Source organism: Actinomyces denticolens, from assembly GCF_002072185.1.
GTDB lineage: Bacteria > Actinomycetota > Actinomycetes > Actinomycetales > Actinomycetaceae > Actinomyces > Actinomyces denticolens.
Window position 1 is genome coordinate 1 of record NZ_MVIW01000045.1, and the last position, 20,174, is coordinate 20,174.

14 protein-coding genes and 2 pseudogenes are annotated in these 20,174 nt (G+C 72.0%); 12 read left to right on the plus strand and 4 right to left on the minus strand.

Translation table 11 applies throughout. The features are described from left to right. Positions 1-322: pseudogene (locus tag B1H55_RS10715) on the plus strand (molybdenum cofactor guanylyltransferase); the annotation flags it as partial. A 51-nt stretch (positions 323-373) separates the two neighbouring features. Here the strand turns inward: B1H55_RS10715 and B1H55_RS10720 are convergent. After that, entirely contained in the window at positions 374-868 is a 495-nt protein-coding gene (locus B1H55_RS10720; RefSeq protein ID WP_073451110.1) for a MogA/MoaB family molybdenum cofactor biosynthesis protein, read from the minus strand. 415 nt (positions 869-1,283) lie between these two features. On the opposite strand from B1H55_RS10720, the gene B1H55_RS10725 reads away from it, so the two are divergent. The 7 genes from B1H55_RS10725 to B1H55_RS10755 all read left to right on the plus strand — a co-directional run bounded on the left by B1H55_RS10725 (position 1,284) and on the right by B1H55_RS10755 (position 12,578). After that, the gene (locus B1H55_RS10725; RefSeq protein ID WP_172575587.1) at positions 1,284-2,609 is read left to right on the plus strand and encodes an MFS transporter; all 1,326 of its coding nucleotides are present in this window, start codon (positions 1,284-1,286) and stop codon (positions 2,607-2,609) included. Between the two features lie 159 nt (positions 2,610-2,768). Further along, positions 2,769-6,509 (plus strand): nitrate reductase subunit alpha, encoded by a 3,741-nt coding sequence (locus B1H55_RS10730; RefSeq protein WP_080461733.1) that lies wholly within the window; start codon positions 2,769-2,771, stop codon positions 6,507-6,509. Beyond that, positions 6,509-8,194 (plus strand): nitrate reductase subunit beta, encoded by a 1,686-nt coding sequence (narH, locus tag B1H55_RS10735; RefSeq protein ID WP_073451108.1) that lies wholly within the window; start codon positions 6,509-6,511, stop codon positions 8,192-8,194. The genes B1H55_RS10730 and narH overlap by 1 nt, the downstream gene beginning before the upstream one ends. Then, a complete protein-coding gene (gene narJ / locus B1H55_RS10740) occupies positions 8,191-8,970 on the plus strand; it encodes a nitrate reductase molybdenum cofactor assembly chaperone (protein WP_077239872.1) in 780 nt (259 codons plus the stop codon). Before narH ends, narJ begins: the two co-directional genes overlap by 4 nt. 2 nt (positions 8,971-8,972) lie before the next feature. After that, positions 8,973-9,764 (plus strand): respiratory nitrate reductase subunit gamma, encoded by a 792-nt coding sequence (gene narI / locus B1H55_RS10745; RefSeq protein ID WP_077239871.1) that lies wholly within the window; start codon positions 8,973-8,975, stop codon positions 9,762-9,764. Between the two features lie 16 nt (positions 9,765-9,780). Next, positions 9,781-10,608, plus strand: coding sequence for a molybdate ABC transporter substrate-binding protein (gene modA, locus B1H55_RS10750; protein WP_080461729.1), 828 nt, complete (start codon positions 9,781-9,783; stop codon positions 10,606-10,608). A 68-nt stretch (positions 10,609-10,676) separates the two neighbouring features. After that, complete coding sequence (locus tag B1H55_RS10755) at positions 10,677-12,578, plus strand: ATP-binding cassette domain-containing protein (RefSeq protein WP_231952602.1); 1,902 nt, start codon at positions 10,677-10,679, stop codon at positions 12,576-12,578. A 166-nt stretch (positions 12,579-12,744) separates the two neighbouring features. Here the strand turns inward: B1H55_RS10755 and B1H55_RS10760 are convergent, their stop codons facing one another. Both B1H55_RS10760 and B1H55_RS10765 read right to left on the minus strand, forming a co-directional pair. Continuing rightward, positions 12,745-13,788, minus strand: a complete 1,044-nt coding sequence (locus B1H55_RS10760) for a FecCD family ABC transporter permease (RefSeq protein ID WP_096519608.1) — start codon at positions 13,786-13,788, stop codon at positions 12,745-12,747. Between the two features lie 62 nt (positions 13,789-13,850). Beyond that, the gene (locus B1H55_RS10765) at positions 13,851-14,828 is read right to left on the minus strand and encodes a FecCD family ABC transporter permease (RefSeq protein ID WP_231953022.1); all 978 of its coding nucleotides are present in this window, start codon (positions 14,826-14,828) and stop codon (positions 13,851-13,853) included. A gap of 94 nt (positions 14,829-14,922) precedes the next feature. On the opposite strand from B1H55_RS10765, the gene B1H55_RS10770 reads away from it, so the two are divergent. The 4 genes from B1H55_RS10770 to B1H55_RS10785 all read left to right on the plus strand — a co-directional run bounded on the left by B1H55_RS10770 (position 14,923) and on the right by B1H55_RS10785 (position 18,951). Further along, on the plus strand, positions 14,923-15,966 hold the full coding sequence (locus tag B1H55_RS10770) for an ABC transporter substrate-binding protein (protein WP_080461731.1): 1,044 nt from the start codon (positions 14,923-14,925) through the stop codon (positions 15,964-15,966). Then, positions 15,963-16,808, plus strand: coding sequence for an ABC transporter ATP-binding protein (locus B1H55_RS10775; RefSeq protein WP_096519501.1), 846 nt, complete (start codon positions 15,963-15,965; stop codon positions 16,806-16,808). Before B1H55_RS10770 ends, B1H55_RS10775 begins: the two co-directional genes overlap by 4 nt. Positions 16,809-16,914: 106 nt before the next feature. Beyond that, a complete protein-coding gene (locus tag B1H55_RS10780) occupies positions 16,915-17,976 on the plus strand; it encodes a zinc-binding dehydrogenase (RefSeq protein WP_077239868.1) in 1,062 nt (353 codons plus the stop codon). A gap of 126 nt (positions 17,977-18,102) precedes the next feature. Next, on the plus strand, positions 18,103-18,951 hold the full coding sequence (locus tag B1H55_RS10785) for an aldo/keto reductase (protein WP_077239867.1): 849 nt from the start codon (positions 18,103-18,105) through the stop codon (positions 18,949-18,951). Between the two features lie 85 nt (positions 18,952-19,036). On the opposite strand, the pseudogene B1H55_RS12555 reads toward B1H55_RS10785, so the two are convergent. Continuing rightward, positions 19,037-20,174 (minus strand): annotated as a pseudogene (locus tag B1H55_RS12555) (hypothetical protein); the annotation flags it as partial.

Below are 20,174 nucleotides of genomic sequence, written 5' to 3' on the forward strand. Positions count from 1 at the left end.
CGCGCCCGTGACCGCCGTGCTCACCTGTGACGCGCCCGGGGCCCCGGCCGCCCTGCCCGCGCTCCTGCGGGCACTTCGCGGAGCGCGGGCCGGCGCGGGGGCGGACGGCGCCTGCGCCCGGGCCGGGGATCGCGCGCAGTACCTGCTCGGCGCCTACCGGACCCCCGCGCTGCGCGGGGCGGTGGCGCCGAGGGGCCGACCACTGCGGGATGTCGCCGTGCGCCGGGCGCTGGGGGCTCTGCGCGTGCGGCAAGTGACCGGCACGGCCGAGGCCGCCGCGGACCTCGACACCTGGGAGCAGGTGCGCGCCTGGCGGGGATGAGCCCGGACGGCCCGCCCGGTCCCCGCGGAAGCCGACTCAGCGGATCCCGACTCAGTGATCCCCGCCGCCGAGCTGCTCCAGCACATGCGGGATGAGCGGCCCGACCACGGTGATCGAGTCCTTGACCCCGCCCTTGGAGCCGGGGGCGTTGACGACGAGGACGCCGTCGGCGTCGCGCGAGGTGACCCCCACGTATCCCCGGGACAGGCCCGCGAGCGGCGTCTTGGTCAGTCCGTGGGAGCGGATCTGGGCCTCAATGCCCTCCAGGCGCGCGACCAGGAGCGGAGCGGTGCCCTCGGGCGTGAGGTCCCTGGGGGTGACGCCGGTGCCGCCGGTGGTCAGGATGACGCGGGCGCCGTCGGCGATGGCCTCCTCGATGGCGGCGCGGACCTCCTGGGCGCCGTCGGGGATGAGCCGGACGGCCTCGACGACGACGCCGTGCTCCGCCAGGAGGCGCTGGGCGAGGGGGCCGGACTCGTCAGGGCGGGCGCCGCTCGCGCAGCGGTCGGAGACGGTGATGACCGCCCCGCGCACGGTGCCGGTCATGGGGGCGAGGCGCTTCTGAGCGATGGGCCCGTCCGTCGGCGCAGGGGCGGGGCGAGCCGTGGCGCTGGTGGCGGAGGCTGGGGGCGTCGGAGTGCTCATGGCCCCACGGTAGCGGCGCCAGGACCGGTCTCGATCGCCATTTCGACCGGTCTCGGTGACGTTTTCGACCGGTCTCGGGAGGAGGGGCGGGATTACGTGACTCGTCCGTGACCTTAAGGGAGGAGGCCCCGCTTCGAAGGGCGCGCCCCTTCCGCCACCCCGCCAGCGCCTTTACCTTTACACCGGGCGACTCCTGCATATTTCGGGCATCATGATCGGGTCCCCCTTCGCGGGGCTCTTCGCCATGCGCATTCGCCGTGAACGATCACGATGCGCGCTCGGCGACGACGACGCCGTCCACCTCCCAGGAGACATCTTGCCCACGCTCGACACCACCGGCCGGACGCTCACCGGATGGAACCCCGAGGAGCCCGAGAACTGGTCCTCGTCCATCGCCTGGCGCACCCTGGCCATCACCACCTTCTCCCTCATGCTCGGCTTCACGGTCTGGTTCCTGCCGAGCGCCATCGCCCCGCGCCTCAACGAGATCGGCTTCGCGCTGAGCAAGAACCAGCTCTACTGGCTGACCTCGATGCCCGGCCTGTCCTGCGGCCTCCTGCGCCTGGTCTACATGTTCCTGCCGGCCACCATCGGCACGCGCAAGATGATCGGCATCTCCTCACTGCTCTACCTGCTGCCGATGCTCGGCTGGTTCTTCGCCGTCCAGAACCCCTCCACCTCCTACGGCATCCTCCTCGGCCTGGCCTTCGCCTGCGGCATCGGCGCCGCCACCTTCTCCGGCTACATGCCCTCCACCGGCTTCTACTTCCCCAAGCGCCTGTCGGGCACCGCGCTGGGCCTCCAGGGCGGACTGGGCAACATCGGCGCGGGCATCATCCAGCTCGCCGCGCCCTTCCTCATGTCCACCTCCCTGTTCGGCCTGACCTGGGTGGAGCCCTACTCCGAGGGCGCCCCCAGGGTCGTCAACGCGACCGTCTTCTTCCTGCCCTGGTCCGTCCTGGCCGCCTTCCTCGCCTTCGCCTACCTCAAGGACGTGCCGGTCAAGGCGAACATCAAGGAGCAGCTGGACATCTTCGGCAATGTCGACACCTGGCTCATGACGATCCTGTACATCATGACCTTCGGCATCTTCTCCGGGTTCGCCGCCCAGACGGCCCTCATCATCAACAACAACTACGGCGCCGCCTCCGCCCTGGCCGACGCCGGACTCACCGGACTGCCCAAGGGCGCCAGCTACGCCTTCCTGGGCACCTTCATCGGCTCGCTGCTGCGCTTCGCCTGGGGCCCGCTGTGCGACCGCTTCGGCGGGGCCATCTGGACCTTCGTCTCCGCGATCGGCATGGCGGCGACGCTGGGCTTCTGCGGCTGGCAGCTGACCATGGTCGACTCCGCCGGCGACTTCAAGGTCTTCATGGCCGGCCTGCTGGGCATGTTCTTCTTCGCGGGCGTCGGCAACGCCGCCACCTTCAAGCAGATGCCCATGATCATGCCCAAGCGCCAGGCCGGCGGCGCCATCGGCTTCACCGCGGCCGTCGCCTCCCTGGGCCCCTTCCTCGTCGGCGTGGCGCTGGCGGCGATGCCGGCCTCGACCTTCTTCCTCGCCTGCGCCGCCTACTGCGCGGTGTGCGCCGTCATCTGCTGGATCCGCTACGCGGGCCCGAATGCCAAGCGCCCCGGCTGATCACGACCGGTCCCGGCGCCCGGAGCCCTCCGCGGCGCCGGGGCCGCACCGGTGACCGCGCCGTCGCCCTCTCCGCCCATCGACCCGAACACTCCCACTGGAGGACCCCAGATGACCAGTCCAGCGGACCCGAGGCACCTCGCCCAGCCGAGCGCCCCGATGATCCCCGAGGATGCGGCAGCGGTGGCCGAGCCCGGCGCGTCCCTGTACAGCCTCGGCTCCTACCTGCGCCGGGGCAAGGCCTCCAACGACGCGCGCAGGCTCTTCCTCGAGGGCGGCCGGGAGGCCGACGCCTTCTACCGCCACCGGTGGAGCCACGACAAGATGGTCCACTCCACCCACGGCGTGAACTGCACCGGCTCATGCGCCTGGGAGGTCTACGTGACCGACGGCGTCATCACCTGGGAGAAGCAGATCACCAACTACCCGGCGACCCCGGCGGACATGCCCGACTACGAGCCCCGCGGCTGCCCGCGCGGCGCGGCCTTCTCCTGGTACACCTACTCCCCCACGCGCATCCGCTACCCCTACGTGCGCTCCGTCCTGCTCGATGCCTTCCGCGCCGCCAAGGAGCGCAACGCCGGCGACGCCGTCGCCGCCTGGGCGGAGATCACCGACACCCCCGAGATCGCGCGGGCCTACAAGTCGGCCCGCGGCAAGGGCGGAATGGTCAGGGTCGGCTGGGATGACGCCATGGAGATCATGGCGGCCGCCTACGTCCACACGATCCGCACCTGGGGGCCGGACCGCTGCGCCGGCTTCTCCGTCATCCCCGCCATGTCCATGATCTCCTACGGGGCGGGCGCCCGCTTCCACGAGCTCATCGGCGGCACGATGCTGTCCTTCTACGACTGGTACGCGGACCTGCCGCCCGCCTCCCCCCAGGTCTTCGGGGACCAGACGGACGTGCCCGAGGCCGGCGACTGGTACAACTCCGAGTTCCTCATCATGTGGGGCTCCAACATCCCCCTCACCCGCACACCCGACGCGCACTTCATGACCGAGGCCCGCTACCACGGCACGAAGGTCGTGGCGGTCTCCCCCGACTACACCGACAACACGAAGTTCGCCGATCAGTGGCTGCGCGTGGCCCCCGGCACCGATGGCGCCGCCGCCATGGCGATGGGGCACGTCATCCTCAAGGAGTTCCACGTCGGGGCGCGCACCCCCTACTTCCTGGACTACATGAGGAGGCGCACCGACGCCCCCTTCCTCGTCGAGCTCCTGCGCGCCCCCGACGGCACCGGCATGATCCCCGGGCGCTTCCTCACCGCCGACCGCGTCCCGGGCGTCGCCGAGGGCATGCCGAAGAACGAGTTCCGCCCCCTGGTGTGGGACCGCGCCAGTGGCCCGGCCGACCCGCGCGGCACCCTGGCCGACCGCTTCACCGATGAGGGGCTCGGCCACTGGAACCTGCGCATGGACGGCGTCGACCCGGTCATGAGCATCGAGGAGCTGGAGGACACCGGCCTGCGGGTGGAGCCCACCGAGCTGCTCCTGCCCCGCTTCGACCTGCCCGCCTCGGCCACCCCCACCGGCACCGTGGGCGGCGGCATCATCCACCGGGGCGTGCCCGCCACCCGCCTGGCCGACGGCACGCTGGTGACCACCGTCTACGACATCCTCCTGGCGAACTACGCCGTCGAGCGCCCGGGGCTGCCGGGGGTCTGGCCGGCCGACTACCAGGACGCCACCGTCCCGGGCACGCCCGCCTGGGCCACCGAGCACTGCGGCGTCTCCGGACCCGCCCTCATCCGGGCGGCGCGCGACTTCGCCACCAACGCCGCCCAGACCCGCGGCCGCTCCCAGATCATCATGGGCGCGGGCATCAACCACTACTACCACGCCGACGAGATCTACCGGACGATCCTCGCGCTGACCTCCATGTGCGGCACGCAGGGCGTCAACGGCGGCGGATGGGCGCACTACGTGGGCCAGGAGAAGGTCCGCCCCATCGGGGGGTGGCAGCAGTGGGCCTTCGCCCTGGACTGGGCGCGCCCCCCGCGCCACATGATCTCCACCGGCTTCTGGTACCTGACCACCAGCCAGTGGCGCTACGACGCCACCCGGGCCGAGCGCGTCGCCTCGCCGCTGGGCCCGGGCACCCTGACCGGCAAGACCACCACCGACGTCATGGTCGAGGCCATGAAGCGCGGCTGGACGCCCTCCTACCCCACGTTCAACCGCTCCCCGCTGCTGCTGGGCCAGCAGGCCAGGGAGGCGGGCATGAGCGCGGCCGACTACGTGGTCTCCCAGCTGACCAGCGGGGAGCTGCGCTTCGCCTGCGAGGACCCCGACGCCCCCGAGAACTTCCCGAGAATCCTGGCCAACTGGCGCACCAACCTGCTCGGCTCGTCCGCCAAGGGCACCGAGTTCTTCCTGCGGCACATGATCGGCGCCGACAACGACGTCAACGCCCAGGAGACCCCCGAGGCGCTGCGCCCGGCCTCGGTCACCTGGCGCGAGGCCCCCCAGGGCAAGCTCGATCTCATGTGGACGGCGGACTTCCGCAACACCTCCACGACCCTGCACTCCGACATCGTCCTGCCCGCGGCCACGTGGTACGAGAAGTACGACCTGTCCACCACGGACATGCACCCCTTCATCCACTCCTTCAACATGGCGATCGACCCGCCGTGGGAGGCCCGCAGCGACTTCGACATCTACCAGCAGCTCGCGCGCATGGTCTCGCAGTGGGCGCCGACCCATCTGGGCACGCAGACCGACGTCGTCGCCGCGCCCATCAACCACGACACCCCCGAGGCCCTCACCATGGCCCACGGGGACATCTCGGGACTGCCGGACGGCTGGGTGCCGGGCGTGACCATGCCCAAGCTCGTGCCCGTGGAGCGCGACTACACCCAGATCCTCAACAAGTTCAACGCCCTGGGCCCACTGGCGGACAGGGCCGGCATCCCGGCCAAGGGCATCATGCTCATCCCCGACAAGGAGATGGACGCGCTCGCCGCAGCCCACGGCACGGGCTCCGGCGCTGCGCAGGGCCGCCCGCTCGTGGACACCCCCATCCGGGCCGGCGACGGCGTCATGCACATGTCCGGGGCCACCAACGGGCGCCTGGCCACCCAGGGCTGGGCCACGCTCGCCAAGCGCACCGGCACCGAGCTCATCGAGCTGAGCCAGGAGGAGGCCGGCAAGCAGATCACCTTCCGGCAGACCCAGGACGCGCCGGTCGGCGTCATCACGACCCCGGAGTGGTCCGGATCCGAGCACGGGGGGCGCCGCTACACCGCTTTCTGCGTCAACGTCGAGCACGACAAGCCGTGGCACACGGTCACCGGCCGCATGCACTACTACCTCGATCACGACTGGATGATCGACATGGGGGAGTCCCTCCCCCAGTACCGGCCCCCGTTGGACTTCACCGCCCTGTACGGGGAGAAGCCCGTGGGCCACGTGGGGCCCTCGGAGGAGGGCGCCGTCGAGGTGGCGGTGCGCTACATCACCGCGCACAACAAGTGGGCGATCCACTCCCAGTACTACGACAACCTCCACATGCTCACGCTGGGCCGGGGCGGCCAGCAGGTGTGGATGAGCCCCGCCGACGCCGCGAAGATCGGGGTGCGGGACAACGAGTGGGTGGAGGCCTACAACCGCAACGGCATCGTGGCGGTCCGGGCCAACGTCTCGCACCGCGTGCCCGAGGGAATGGTCCTCATGCACCACGCCCAGGAGCGCACGATGAACACCCCGCTGACCGAGCGCTCCGGGCGTCGCGGCGGCACGCACAACTCGCTGACCCGCATCGTCCTCAAGCCCAGCCACTTCACCGGCGGCTACGGCCAGTTCACCTACGCGTTCAACTACATCGGCCCCACGGGCAACAACCGCGACGAGGTCACCCTGATCCGCCGTCGGACCAATCAGGAGGTGACGTTCTGATGAAGGTCATGGCACAGATCGCCATGGTGATGAACCTGGACAAGTGCATCGGCTGCCACACCTGCTCGGTGACCTGCAAGCAGGCCTGGACGAACCGCGAGGGCACCGAGTACATGTGGTTCAACAACGTGGAGACGCGTCCGGGCGTCGGCTACCCGCGCGCCTGGGAGGACCAGGAGCGGTGGAAGGGCGGGTGGGTGCGCACGCCGGGCGGGCGGCTCAAGCCCCGCTCCGGCGGGCGCCTGCGCAAGCTCGCCACGATCTTCGCCAACCCGGACATGCCGGTGGTGGAGGACTACTACGAGCCGTGGACCTACGAGTACGACAAGCTCCTGTCGGCCCCCAAGGACTCCCCCGCGCTGCCGGTGGCCCGCGCCAAGTCCCAGTTGACCGGCGAGTACATGCCGACGATCTCCTGGGGTCCCAACTGGGATGACAACCTGGGCGGCTCGACCGAGACCATGGCCGAGGACCCGGTGCTCGCGCGCATGAACGAGCGCGTCTCCACCGAGATCGACCGCGCATTCATGTTCTACCTGCCGCGCATCTGCGAGCACTGCCTCAACCCCACCTGCGTGTCGGCCTGCCCGAGCGGCGCCATGTACAAGCGCGCCGAGGACGGCATCGTGCTGGTGGACCAGGACGCCTGCCGCGGCTGGCGCATGTGCGTCTCGTCCTGCCCCTACAAGAAGGTCTACTTCAACCACGCCTCCGGCAAGGCCGAGAAGTGCACCCTGTGCTACCCGCGCCTGGAGATCGGCATGCCGACCGTGTGCTCCGAGACCTGCGTGGGCCGCCTGCGCTACCTGGGCGTCCTCCTCTACGACGCCGATCGCGTCTCCGAGGCGGCCGCCGTCGAGGATCCCCGCGACCTCTACACGGCCCAGCGCGACATCCTGCTGGACCCCCACGACCCGGAGGTCATCAGGGGCGCCCGCGCCGAGGGCGTCCCGGAGACCTGGATCACCGCGGCTCAGCAGTCGCCGGTGTGGGACCTCATCTCCACCTACGAGGTGGCCCTGCCGATCCACCCCGAGTACCGCACCCTGCCGATGGTCTGGTACATCCCGCCGCTCTCGCCGATCGTCGACGAGGCCGTGGCCGCGGGCCTGGACGGGGAGAACCACAGGGTGCTGCTGACCGCCGTGTCCGAGATGCGCATCCCGCTGGAGTACCTGGCGGGACTGTTCACGGCGGGCGACACCGACGTCGTCGAGAGGGTCCTGCGGCGCCTGGCCGCCATGCGCTCCTACATGCGCGATATTCGCGTGGGGCAGGAGCCCGACGAGGAGATCGCCGCCGCCGTCGGCATGACCGGCGACGCCCTGAGGAGCATGTACGAGCTGCTGGGCGTCGCCAACTACGACGACCGCTACGTCATCCCCACCGCCAAGCCGGAGATCCCCCGCGGCATGGCGGCCATGGGAGAGGACGTGCGCATGCTGCTGGGCGACGGCGCGCCGTCGGCCTGCCACTCGGACGCCTCGGGCCTCCACGGGCAGCCGGGCAACGGCCCGGTGGCCCTGCCCCTGCCGACCATCCGCCGCTCCCCCGTGCCCGCGTCGGGGCCGGACGCCCTGGGCGCGGCGCATCGCCCCGGCATGCCCGTCCTGGGCATGCCCCTGGAGGATGACGACACCCGCCCGGTCCCGGTGGTCGAGCGCCTCGGGGAGGCGCCTCGATGAGCGCTCCCGGCGCCCTGTTCGTGCGCCCGCCCCTGGCGCTGGAGCCCCTGGAGGCGGTCGAGATGACCGCCTCCCAGCGGGCCGCGGTGCACATGTGCGCCTCGCTCCTCCTGGATTACCCCTCCGAGGGGGAGCTGGGCAGGCGCCTGGACGCCGTTGAGGAGGCGCTGGCCGGCGTGCCCTCTCCCGTGCGGGAGCGCCTGGCCGGCTTCGTGGCCGATGCCCGCGAGCGCGGGGAGCGCGCCCTGGCCGAGCACTACGTGGACGTCTTCGACCGGCGCCGGCGCTGCTGCCTGTACCTCACCTACTACGCGGTGGGCGACACGCGCCAGCGCGGGGCCGCCCTCGTGGCCTTCAAACAGGCCCTGGCCGCATCCGGCTACGAGATGGCCGGCGACGAGCTCCCCGACTACCTGCCGGTGGTCCTGGAGTTCTCCGCGCGCAGCGCCGAGCGCGGCGACGAGATCGCGGGCGCCCTGCTCGCCTCGCATCGCGAGGGCATCGAGGTGCTTCGCAGCGCCCTGACGGATATCGGCTCCCCCTACGCCGGCCTCGTCGAGGCGGTCTGCATGACCCTGGCGCCGCTGGACGAGCCCACCGCGGAGCGGATCCGCCGGCTCGTCGCGGCGGGGCCTCCCACGGAGACCGTGGGTGTCACCGAGGTCCTGCCCTTCCCCTCAGTGCCCGTCTCAATGCCCGTCTCGATGCCCCTCGCGGGCCCCTTCCAGCAGTTCCAGAGCGAGGCCGTCCTCGGCGTCGCCCCAGTCCAGGAGTGAGCATGAGCACCTTCGAGCACTACGTCCTGTGGGTCGGCCTGCCCTACGCCGCCTTCCTCCTCCTGGCCGTCGGCCTGTGGTGGCGGTGGCGCACGGATCAGTACGGCTGGACCTCCCGCTCCTCGCAGTGGCATGAGAACCGGATCCTGCGCTGGTCCTCCCCGCTGTTCCACTTCGGGGTGCTGCTCGTGGCCCTCGGGCACTTCATGGGGCTCGTGATCCCCAAGTCCCTCACCGAGGCCGTGGGCATCCCCGAGCGCGCCTATCACCTCATGGCGGTCATCCCCGGAACCATCGCCGGGCTGATGACGATCATCGGGCTGGGAGGCCTGCTCTACCGGCGCATCGTGGTCAAGTCCGTGCGCCTGGCGACCACGCGGGGCGACGTCGTCATGTACGTCATGCTGCTCATCCCGATCCTCCTGGGGGCTTGCGCCACCATCACCACCCAGCTCTTCGGCGGCGAGCACGGCTACGACTACCGCGAGACGATCAGCCCCTGGTTCCGCTCGATCTTCCTGCTGAGCCCCGAGCCCGGCCTCATGGCGGACGTCCCGATGGTCTTCAAGCTGCACATCGTCGCCGGCCTGCTGCTCTTCGCGATCTGGCCCTTCACTCGACTGGTTCATGTGGTCTCGGCCCCCGTGGGCTACATGACCCGGCCCTACGTGGTCTACCGCTCCCGCGCACCGCGTGCCTCGACCGTCGCCCCCCGGCGCGGCTGGGACCCGGTGCGCACGCAGGGCACGGGGAATCAGGGCCCCGACGACGTCGCCGCCTCCGAGGGGGCGTAGGAGGGATACTGCGCCCATGCGCCGTCCTCCCGCCCCGAGCCGCGCGGCCCTGACCGCGCTCCTCCTCGCGCCCGCCTGCGCGCTGGCGGCGTGCTCCGGGGCCTCATCCTCCTCGGCCCCGGCGCCCGCCGACTCGGCCGCGCAGGCCTCCGCCGACGGCGCCGCCCCGGTCTCCGGGGCCCTCACCGTCTTCGCGGCGTCCTCCCTCAAGGAGTCCTTCGAGGAGATCGGGGCCGCGCTCACCGAGAAGAACCCCGGCCTGACGATCACCTACGACTTCCAGGGGTCCCAGGACCTCGTCTCCGATCTCGCCAACGGCGCGGAGGCCGATGTCCTGGCCACCGCCGACGAGAGGTCGATGGCCTCGGCCACAGAGCAGTCCCTCGTCGCGGAGCCCTCCGAGTTCGCCACCAACCGGCTCGCCCTCATCGTCCCGCCGGGCAACCCCGGGGGCATCACCGGCCTGGACCCCTCACTGGCCGGCAAGGACCTCGTCATCTGCGCCGACGCCGTCCCCTGCGGCAACGCCACGAACAAGCTCGAGGAGGCGCTGGGCATCGCCCTGTCCCCCTCCTCCGAGGAGCAGAGGGTGACCGACGTGCGCGCCAAGGTGGAGTCGGGCGAGGCCGACGCCGGCATCGTCTACAAGACCGACGCGGCGGCCTCCGGGAGCGCGTCGGATGAGGTCACGATCCCCGACGGCGGCGTCGTCAACCACTACCCGCTGGCGGTGGCATCCGCAGCCTCCAACCCGTCCGCCGCCCGGGCCTTCGTCGACTTCGTGCACGGCAGCGAGGGCCAGGCGATCCTCGCCGAGCACGGCTTCGGCGCCCCGGGCCAGTGATGGGCGCCCGGGCGGCCCGATGGCCGCTGCCGCGCCGCTCCCGGGCCGCCCGCGCCCCACTGCCACTGATGGTGGTGCTTCTCGGACTGGCCGGGGCGGCGCTCATCATCCTGCCCCTGGCGGGCATGGGGACGCGGGTCGCCTGGGGCCGTCTGCCGGAGCTGCTGTCCTCCCCCTCCGCCACGGCGGCGCTGGGCCTGTCGCTGCGCACCTGCCTGGCCTCGACGGTCATCTGCACGGCCCTCGGGGTGCCGCTGGCGCTGCTGCTGGCCCGGCAGTGGCGCGGGGTGCGCGTGGCGCGGGTGCTCGCCGTCCTGCCGATGACGATGCCGCCGGTCGTGGCGGGGATCGCGCTACTGTCGACCCTCGGCAAGAAGGGGGTGCTGGGAGGGGCGCTGGACGCCTGGGGGCTGCGCATCGCCTTCTCGACGACGGCGGTGGTCATCGCGCAGGTCTTCGTCGCCATGCCCTTCCTGGTGGTCACGCTCGAGGCGGCGCTGCGCTCGCGCGATACGCGGGCCGAGACGATCGCCCGCACGCTCGGCGCCGGGCCGTGGAGGACGCTCACCCGCGTCGTCCTGCCGATGGTGGGACCCGCGCTGGCGCGGGGGATCGCCCTGGCGCTGGGCCGGGCCCTCGGCGAGTTCGGGGCCACCATCGCCTTCGCGGGCTCGAAGGAGGGGGTCACGCGCACGATGCCACTGGCCATCTACCTCCAGCGGGAGGAGGACACGGCCACCGCGCTGGCGCTCGCCGTCGTCCTCATCGCCGCCTCCGCCCTGGTCGTGGGGGCGACGACAGTGCCGTGGGGGATGCTGGTGCGGCGGTGGCGCATCCCCGCGCCCCCGCCCCACGAGGAACAGGGGCCGCCTCGCCCCGATCAACCTCGCGCGCGCAGCCTGCCGCTGGCGCTCTCCTTCACCTCCGCCGAGCGCGGCGTGTCGATGTCCCTGGAGATCGGAGCGGGGCGCACGCTGGCCGTCATCGGCCCCAACGGCTCGGGGAAGTCCACGGTCTGCCTCGTGGCGGCGGGGCTCCTCGACGCCACCGGCGGCGAGGTCCGGCTCGGGGAGCGCGTGCTCGACGGCGCCGAGGGCTTCGTACCCGCGGGGCGTCGCGGGATCGCCCTTCTCTCCCAGGAGCCGGGGCTGTTCGCGCACATGTCCGTGCTGGAGAACGTCGCCTTCGGGCCGCGCTGCCAGGGCCTGGGGCGCCGGGCCTCACGGCGGCGGGCCCGGGCGGAACTGGCTGCCGTCGGCGCGGAGCACCTCGCCGTGCGATCCGGGGGCGCGCTCTCCGGCGGCCAGGCCGCGCGGGTGGCCCTGGCACGGGCGCTGGCGACCTCGCCCCGCGCGCTCATCCTCGATGAGCCCATGGCAGCCCTCGACGTGGGGGCCCGCCAGGAGATGCGGGCCCTCGTGGCGCGGCGGGCGAGCGAGGAGGGCCTGACGGTCCTGCTCGTCACCCATGACGTGCTCGACATCGCCTCCCTGGGCGACGACGTCGTCGTCCTGGAGGCGGGGCGAGTGGTCGAGCGCGGGGAGGCGGCGCGGGTGCTGTCGGCCCCGGGAAGCGACTTCACCGCGCGCTTGACCGGCACTTCGATCCTCATGGGCACCGCTGCGGGCAGCCGGGAGGATCCCCGCGTCGATCTGGGGTCCGGACTGGTCATCCATGGGCGCCCGGGCCAGGAGATCAAGGAGGGCGAGCCCGCGGCCGCGCTCGTCCCGCCGGACGCCGTGGCCCTCTACGAGGAGGCCCCCTCGGGCTCGCCGCGCAACGCGCTGCCCGTCATCGTGCGCACGGTGGAGCGCTCGGGAGCCCTGGTGTCGGTGGGCCTGGAGAGCGGAGGGCACCGCCTGGCCGCCTCGGTGACGGCGGGCGCGGTGGCCCAGCTCGGCATCGCCCCCGACCGCGAGCTCATCGCCGTCATCAAGGCCGTCGAGGTCCGCGTCGTCCCGCGCGGTTGATCCGCACGCCTGCGGCGGTCGAAGTGGCGAGGTTTGAGGATTCCTTTTTGTGACACTATGTCACGTTAGACGATGACGCAGGTCAGAAGGCATCTGCGAGAGCGAGCGATCCACTCTTGGCGGTGAATCGCCCAAGCAATCCTCAAACCTCGCCATCCTCCATGGGTCATGGCCTCTCCCCGCGCAGACCGACGAACCACAGCAGATACAGGCCCCCGCAGGCGGCACCGACCAGGCCCACCGGGATCTGGAACGGGGAGAGGAGACGGGCGGCGAGGAAGTCGGCCAGGGCGAGGAGGAGGGCGCCCATCGCGGCTGAGGCCCCCAGGGCGATGCCCGCTGAGTGGGAGGCACGGCGCGCCAGTTGGGGGGCCGCGAGCGCCAGGAAGGCGATGGGCCCGCTCACCGCCACGCAGACGGCCGCCAGGACCACTCCGTAGCCCAGGAGGATGCCGCGAGCCCGCGCGGCACTCAACCCCAGGGCCGTGGCGGCGTCGTCGCCGAGCTCGAGGATCCCGGCGGGTCGGCCGAGCCACGCGATGAGCGGCAGGAGAAGAGCGGCCGCAACGACGAGCGGGCGCACCTGCGGCCAGGTGATCGCGTTGAGGGAGCCGAATTGCCAGGCCTTGGCGGCCTCGGCGCTCTCGATCGTGGCGCGGGCGAGCAGGTAGTCGTTGCCCGCGGCGAGCATCTGGGACAGGGCGATGCCGGCCAGGATGAGGGCGTCGCCGCTCGCGTCGCGCCGCAGGGCCACGAGCACGACGAGCGCGGCCGTGGCGAAGCCGCCCAGGATCGTCCCCATCGCGATCATCGGCAGGGATGACGCCGTGGTCAGGAGGATGACCACGAGCCCCCCGGTGGTGGCGCCCTTCGTGAAGCCGACGATGTCGGGGCTGCCCAGGGGGTTGCGGGACAGCGATTGGAAGACGGCGCCGGCCACCGCGAGCAGCGCCCCGACGAGCAGGGCGGCGAGGGCCCGCGGAAGGCGCTGGTCGAGCACGATGAACCTGTCCAGGTCACCGCCGGAGCCGGCGAGGACCGCCATCGCGTCGGGGGCGGAGAGCCGGTAGGCGCCGGTGAGAAGGGCACCGGTGCTCACGATCAGCGCCGCCAGGAGCAGGAGAAGCGTGACTGCCAGGGCGCGCCGGTGGAGCAGGATCGAGCGGCCCCGCCCCAGGGGCACGGCGAGCTCCGGCCTCGGGGCTCCCAGGCATGCGGCGGGGCGAGGCGAGTCGGCGCCCCTCCCCTCCGCTGCGCCGTCGTCCCGCCGGCTCACGCGCGCCGCCTCGGGCGGGCGAGCACGAGGCCGATGAGGACGGGGCCCCCGAGGAACGCGGTCACCACGCCAGCCTCCAGCTCGTCGGGCCGGATGAGCCACCGCCCGACGACATCGGCGAGCAGCAGCAGCGCGGGCCCGGCGAGGAGGGACGCCGCGAGGATGCGCCGCTGATCAGCGCCCAGGAGGAGGCGCAACGCATGGGGGACCACGAGCCCCACGAAGGAGATCGGTCCGATGGCCGCCGTCGTCGCCCCGCACAGGAGCGTGATGGAGACCAGCGCCAGGGCGCGCACGGCACCGATGCGCACGCCGAGCGCGCCGGCCTGCTCCGGCCCCAGCGCCAGCGCGTTGAGGGCGTGCCCCGAGGCCATCGCCAGGACGAGCCCCACCAGGAGGAAGGACGAGACCCACGCCAGTACCCCGGCCGAGCGCCCCTCCAGGGAACCCACCACCCAGAAGCGGTAGGAGTCGAAGGCCTCCGTGTCGCGCATGGTGATGGTACCGGTGATGGAGCCCAGGGAGGCACCCAGGGCGACCCCGGCGAGGACGAGGCGCGTCGGCCCGGCCCGGCCGGAGCGGCCGGCCATGAGCTGGACGAGCCCGGCGGCGGCCGCGGCTCCGGCGAAGGCGAACCAGAGGTAGCCCGTGACGTCGGTGAGCCCCAGCAGGGAGATCGATAGGACGACGGCGAGCGCCGCGCCCGCGTTGACCCCCAGGATGCCGGGCTCTGCGAGGGGATTGCGGGTGAGGGCCTGCATGACGACGCCGGCAACGGCGAGTCCGGCCCCGGCCCCGATGGCCAGGAGTGTGCGCGGCATGCGCAGTCGCCAGACGATGATGGAGGGGACGCTGCGGTCGTGGGCGAGCAGGCCATGCACCGTCTCGCCCAGGCCGAGCTGTCGCGAGCCGATAGCCAGGCTCAGCACCACCAGGAGGGCGAGGATCACGGCCCCTACTGCGGCCAGGAGCAGGAGGCGGGCCGTGGGGGCGCTCCTGGGGCCGGGGGCGCGCCCGATCCGCGCGCATGCATGGGCAGCTCGCACGCGATGAGGTTAGCCTATCCACATGATTCATCTCCACAGTCGACGCACCCTGCTCTCCGCCGCCGGCCTCGCCGCGGCACTGCCCATCCTCGCCGCGTGCTCCTCGTCCGGCGGCAAGGGCGCCTCCGCCACCGGCGAGTCCTCGGCCGTCCCCAGTGCCTCCGCCCCCACCTCCTCCATTCCCACCACGATCCCCGAGGGAATGGGTTCGGGCCAGGCCGACGGCGTCTTCCCCCGCACGGTCGCCCATTTCCAGGGTTCAACGACGATCCAGGCGGCCCCGGCGAAGGTCGTCATCATCTCCACCGGCCAGCTCGACGCCGCGCTCACCCTCGGGATCGTCCCGGTGGGCGCCGCCGCCGGCGACGGAGCATCCACCGTCCCCGGCTACCTGACCAAGGCCTTCCCGGAGCAGGCCGGCGCACTGGGGGCGATCACCGAGGTCGGTTCGCGCAAGGAGCCGAACGTGGAGGCGATCTCCAACCTCGCCCCGGACCTCATCCTCGTCAACAACTCCGGCAAGGATCCGGCGGCCCTCCACACCACCCTGTCCAGCATCGCGCCCACCGTCGTCACGCAGGGCACGGGCCAGTACTGGAAGCAGGACTTCCTCCTCCTGGCGGACGCCCTGGGGAAGGTCGACGCGGCCCGCACCTGGCTGGATGTCTTCCACTCCGACGCCGCCGCGGCCGGGAAGTCCATCGATAGCGCCGCCACCGTGTCCCTGCTGCGCAAGAACGGCGACCGCACGAGGATCTTCGGGGCGATCTCCTTCGCCGGATCCGTCCTGGCGGACATGGGCGTGGCCCGCCCGGAGAGTCAGTCCTTCACCGAGGACACCTCCCATGACATCTCCGCCGAGCAGCTCGACCAGGCCGACGCCTCCTGGATCCTCTACGGCGTGCAGGGCGACGCCTCCTCCCTGACCTCGGCGGCGCTGTGGCCCACGCTCGGGGCCGTCGCCGCCGGCCGGGCGATCCAGGTGGAGGACGACCCCTTCTACCTCAACGCCGGGCCGACGGCCGCACGCTTCGTCCTGACGACCGTCTCGACGACGGTCAAGTGAGGCGGGGCCTTCGCAGTCGCCGGGCGCCCGCCGACGATTCCGCGCCCGACGGCGCGCCGGGTCTGGCCGCAGAGGCGGTCACGCTCTCCTACCAGCCCCGCCGCCCGATCATCGAGGGGCTCTCCGTGGGGATCGCGCCGGGCGAGGTGACGATGATCGTGGGTCCCAACGCCTGCGGGAAGTCCACCCTCCTGCGCGCCCTCAGCAGGGTCCTGTCCCCCGACGTCGGCGCCGTCGTCCTCGATGGCACGCCGGTCACTCGGATGCGCCCCAAGGCCTTCGCCCGGCGCGTGGGCCTTCTCGCCCAGTCGTCGATCGCCCCGGAGGGGATCACCGTCCACGAGCTCGTGGCCCGGGGCCGCTACCCCCATCAGTCGGTGCTCCACCAGTGGTCGCCCGAGGACGACGAGGCTGTCAGCGAGGCCATGGATCGCGCCGACGTGACGGGCCTGGCGGGCCGCCGGGTCTCCTCGCTGTCCGGCGGGCAGCGCCAGCGCGCGTGGATCGCCATGGCCCTGGCCCAGCGCACGGACATCCTGCTGCTCGATGAGCCCACGACCTTCCTCGACCTGGCCCACCAGGTGGAGGTCCTCGAGCTGTGCCGCGAGCTCAACGCCTCCCTCGGCACGACGATCGTGGCGGTGCTGCACGACCTCAACCAGGCCTGCCGTTACGCCGATCGCGTGATCGCCATGCGCTCGGGGCGGATCCTGGCCCATGGGGCGCCGTCGGAGGTCATCACGGAGGAGGTCGTGGAGGAGGCGTTCGGGCTGCCCGTGCGGGTCATGAGCGACCCGCTGACGGGCACGCCCATGGTGCTGCCCCTCCCCCGCCGACCCTGACGCCCGCCCGGCGGGGTCTGCCCGGTACTGAGAGGGCCTGGCTGCGAGTGCGGCGGCCTCCGTAGGCTCTGATGCATCGACGGATTCTTATCAGAGAGGCCCCGCCATGAGCACCACCGCACCGACCGCCCCCGTCCTGCCCGCCACCATGCGCGCAGTCGTCATGAACGCACCCGGCGATGTCGCCGTGGAGACCATCGAGACGCCGCGCGTGGCGGGTCCCGGCGATGTCGTCATCAAGCTCGCCGCCGCCTGCGTGTGCGGCTCCGACCTGTGGCCCTACCGGGGCGCCCAGCCCGTCGACCACCAGTACATGGGCCACGAGTACGTCGGCACCATCGTTGAGAAGGGCGAGGATGTCCGCACCCTGGAGCTCGGGGACTTCGTCATCGGCTCCTTCATGCTCTCCGACGGCACCTGCGAGATCTGCCGGGCCGGTTATCCCTCGCGCTGCGCCAATGCCGGCCACTACACCGGCAGCCAGGCCGAGTACATGCGCGTCGAGCTCGCCGATGGCTCCCTGGTGAAGGTCCCCGGCGGCGAGCCGGACGACCCCGAGCGCCTCGCCGACTACCTCGCCGCCTCGGACGTCCTGGGCACCGGCTGGTACGCCGCCGTCGCCGCGAACGCCGGTCCGGGCAGGACGATCGCCGTCGTGGGCGACGGCGCCGTGGGGCTCTCGGCGGTCCTGGCCGCCAAGTCGCTGGGGGCCGAGCGGGTCATCGCCTTCTCCCGCCACGAGGACCGCGCCGCGCTGGCCCGCGAGTTCGGGGCCGACGTCGTCATCGCCGAACGCGGCGAGGAGGGCGCGGCGAAGGTCAAGGAGCTGACGAACGGCTACGGTGCGCACGGCGTGTGCGAGGCCGTGGGATCCCAGCTGTCCATGGACCAGGCGCTGGCCTCATGCCGTCCCGGCGGCTACATCGGCTTCGTCGGCGTCTCCCACGACCAGACGATCAACGGCCTCGACCTGTTCTTCCGCGAGGTCCACCTCGAGGGCGGGCCCGCCCCCGTGCGCCGCTTCCTGCCCGACCTCATCAAGCGCATCGACGCCGGGGAGATCCACCCCGGCCGTGTCTTCACCAGGCGCCTGCCGCTGGAGGAGGCCGCCGAGGCCTACAAGGCCATGGATGAGCGCCGCGAGATCAAGGTCCTCCTGGAGGTCTGAGCCCGTAGCCCCCGTTCCCGGCGCGGCGCGGCCCGGGAATGGGGGTTGCGGCACCGCAGGGTCCGCTCCCGCAGCATTCCGAAGCATCCACCGCGCCACCACCTGCTGAATCCCGGAAGGAGCATCATGAGAACCCGGACGATCGCCGAAGGAGTCGATATCCCCGTGCTGGGCCTGGGCGTCTACCAGGTCCCACCGGCCCAGACGGAGCGCGCCGCACGCGATGCCCTCGACGTCGGATACCGGCACCTCGACACCGCGCAGGAGTACGGCAACGAGGCGGGCGTCGGCGCGGCCGTGCGCGCCGCCATGACCCAGGGGCTCGCCCGCGAGGATGTCTTCGTGACCACGAAGATCTTCGCCTCCGGGCGTCGCGCGGCCCGGCGCGCCATCGACGAGTCCCTGGCCGCGCTCGACATCGGCCGCATCGACCTGCTGCTCATCCACTGGCCCCTGCGCGACTCCCTGGGGACGTGGCGCGCCATGGAGGAGGCCGTGGCCGGCGGGGACGTGAGATCCATCGGGGTGTCGAACTTCTACGGGCGCCGGCTCGGCGAGATCCTGGCGGCTGGCGGCATTCGCCCGGCCGTGGACCAGGTGGAGCACTCCGTGCGCTACCAGCAGCGCCGTCTGCGCCCGCTCCTGGACGACGCCGGCATCGCCATGGAGGCCTGGAGTCCGCTGGGCTCCACCGGGGCGGGCGTGCTGCGCGAGCCGCTGCTCGCCGAGATCGCCGCCGATCACGGCGCCACGCCCGCGCAGGTGGCGCTCGCATTCCAGCTGACCACCGGTGTCATCACGATCCCCAAGACGACGCGCCGCGAGCGGATGGTGGAGAATCTGGCCGCCGCTGACCTCGCTCTGACCGGAACCGATCTTGAGCGGCTGGCGGCTCTGGACAGGGGACGGGGCTACGGCTGGCCGGGCGACCCCGAGCAGGACTACGACCCAGCCGACTACCCCGCGGCGCTCTGAGCGCCGGTGCGCGCCGTCGGCCCGCGCGGGATCACAGTCGGGATCACGCCGCGCTCGACCCGAGCCACCCGGCGCGCTGCGGGATTCATGCCTGCGGGTGTGCGGCGCCCTTCGATTCCCGGGCGCCGGTCATCCAAGCGGTGGCGGGGTAGAAGGCACTGAGACTCCAGGCGCCCCAGGCGTTCAGACCGACGATCCCGGGCCGGCCCTTGATGCGAGTCCGCCCCATCTCCTCGCCCGTGTCCGGGTCCCAGCAGACGATGTCCTGATGCGGCTGCGATGTCCCACTGCTGAGCACTGTCCACACCGCACCGCCGTGAACCGCCGCGTGCTCGGTCCGGTGAGGCAGCGGGACCGCCGATCCCGCGCCGGGCCGGAGCACCTCATGGGGGACTCCACCGGGGTCCTGCGCGCCGACGGAGATGATGAGACCGTCCTTGTAGCACAGGTTCCCCAACCAGAGCGGGGCGATGGCATGACCCACGTCGATGGTCTCCCGCGTCCGCAGGTTGGTCGATCGAAGGCCGGTCGCAGGATCGGAGGCGCGCTGCTGCGGGCGGGGGCAGGTGAACATCCAATCGTCGAAGAGCCCGAGGATCATCCACCCGGGCTCCGCTTCGATGCGCGTGCCGTCGCGCGCGTCCAGGCACCGGGAGAACTCGCCCAAGGATCTGCCCTCCGGGGGTTCATCGCCGTACCCGACAGCGCGGCCCCTGAGGCGCGTGAAGAAGGGGGAACCGCCGGAGGCCTCGGTGAGGCCGGCGGTGTCCAGGCGCGCTGTCATAGTCCCCAGGTCGACCACCACGGCGAGGGCAGTATGGAAGAGGGACTCGTTCACGAGTGCCATGACGGCGTCGGCATCCACCCAGGACAGGAACCTGCCCAGGAAGTCGTTCACGATGAGGGTATGCGTCCCCAGGGCGAGGCCGCCCGTGATGGTGCCGTCGGACAATCGGATCCTCATCAGCTCCAGGCGGAATTCCTGAGTCTCCATGTCCCGCGCGCCACTGCCCGGCTCCCGCGGCGTGTACCAGCCGCCCAGGACGATCACCGTGCCCTCATCGCTGAGGACATCCAGCACGACCAGGCGCTCCCCGGCGGAATTGGTACCGAATGCGGGGATATCGTCCTCGTCCGCATCAGCCTCGACGCGCCGGGTCATGGCCGTCGCGGACCCGGCATCCTCGGTGAGCACCCAGCCGCGCTCATCGACGACGTCGATG

Coding starts and splice junctions, on each gene's coding strand:
- B1H55_RS10720 (WP_073451110.1), bottom strand. CDS start 868: ATGACCGGCACCGTGCGCGGGGCGGTCATCACCGTCTCCGACCGCTGC.
- B1H55_RS10730 (WP_080461733.1), top strand. CDS start 2,769: ATGATCCCCGAGGATGCGGCAGCGGTGGCCGAGCCCGGCGCGTCCCTG.
- narH (WP_073451108.1), top strand. CDS start 6,509: ATGAAGGTCATGGCACAGATCGCCATGGTGATGAACCTGGACAAGTGC.
- narJ (WP_077239872.1), top strand. CDS start 8,191: ATGAGCGCTCCCGGCGCCCTGTTCGTGCGCCCGCCCCTGGCGCTGGAG.
- narI (WP_077239871.1), top strand. CDS start 8,973: ATGAGCACCTTCGAGCACTACGTCCTGTGGGTCGGCCTGCCCTACGCC.
- modA (WP_080461729.1), top strand. CDS start 9,781: ATGCGCCGTCCTCCCGCCCCGAGCCGCGCGGCCCTGACCGCGCTCCTC.
- B1H55_RS10755 (WP_231952602.1), top strand. CDS start 10,677: ATGGTGGTGCTTCTCGGACTGGCCGGGGCGGCGCTCATCATCCTGCCC.
- B1H55_RS10770 (WP_080461731.1), top strand. CDS start 14,923: ATGATTCATCTCCACAGTCGACGCACCCTGCTCTCCGCCGCCGGCCTC.
- B1H55_RS10780 (WP_077239868.1), top strand. CDS start 16,915: ATGAGCACCACCGCACCGACCGCCCCCGTCCTGCCCGCCACCATGCGC.
- B1H55_RS10785 (WP_077239867.1), top strand. CDS start 18,103: ATGAGAACCCGGACGATCGCCGAAGGAGTCGATATCCCCGTGCTGGGC.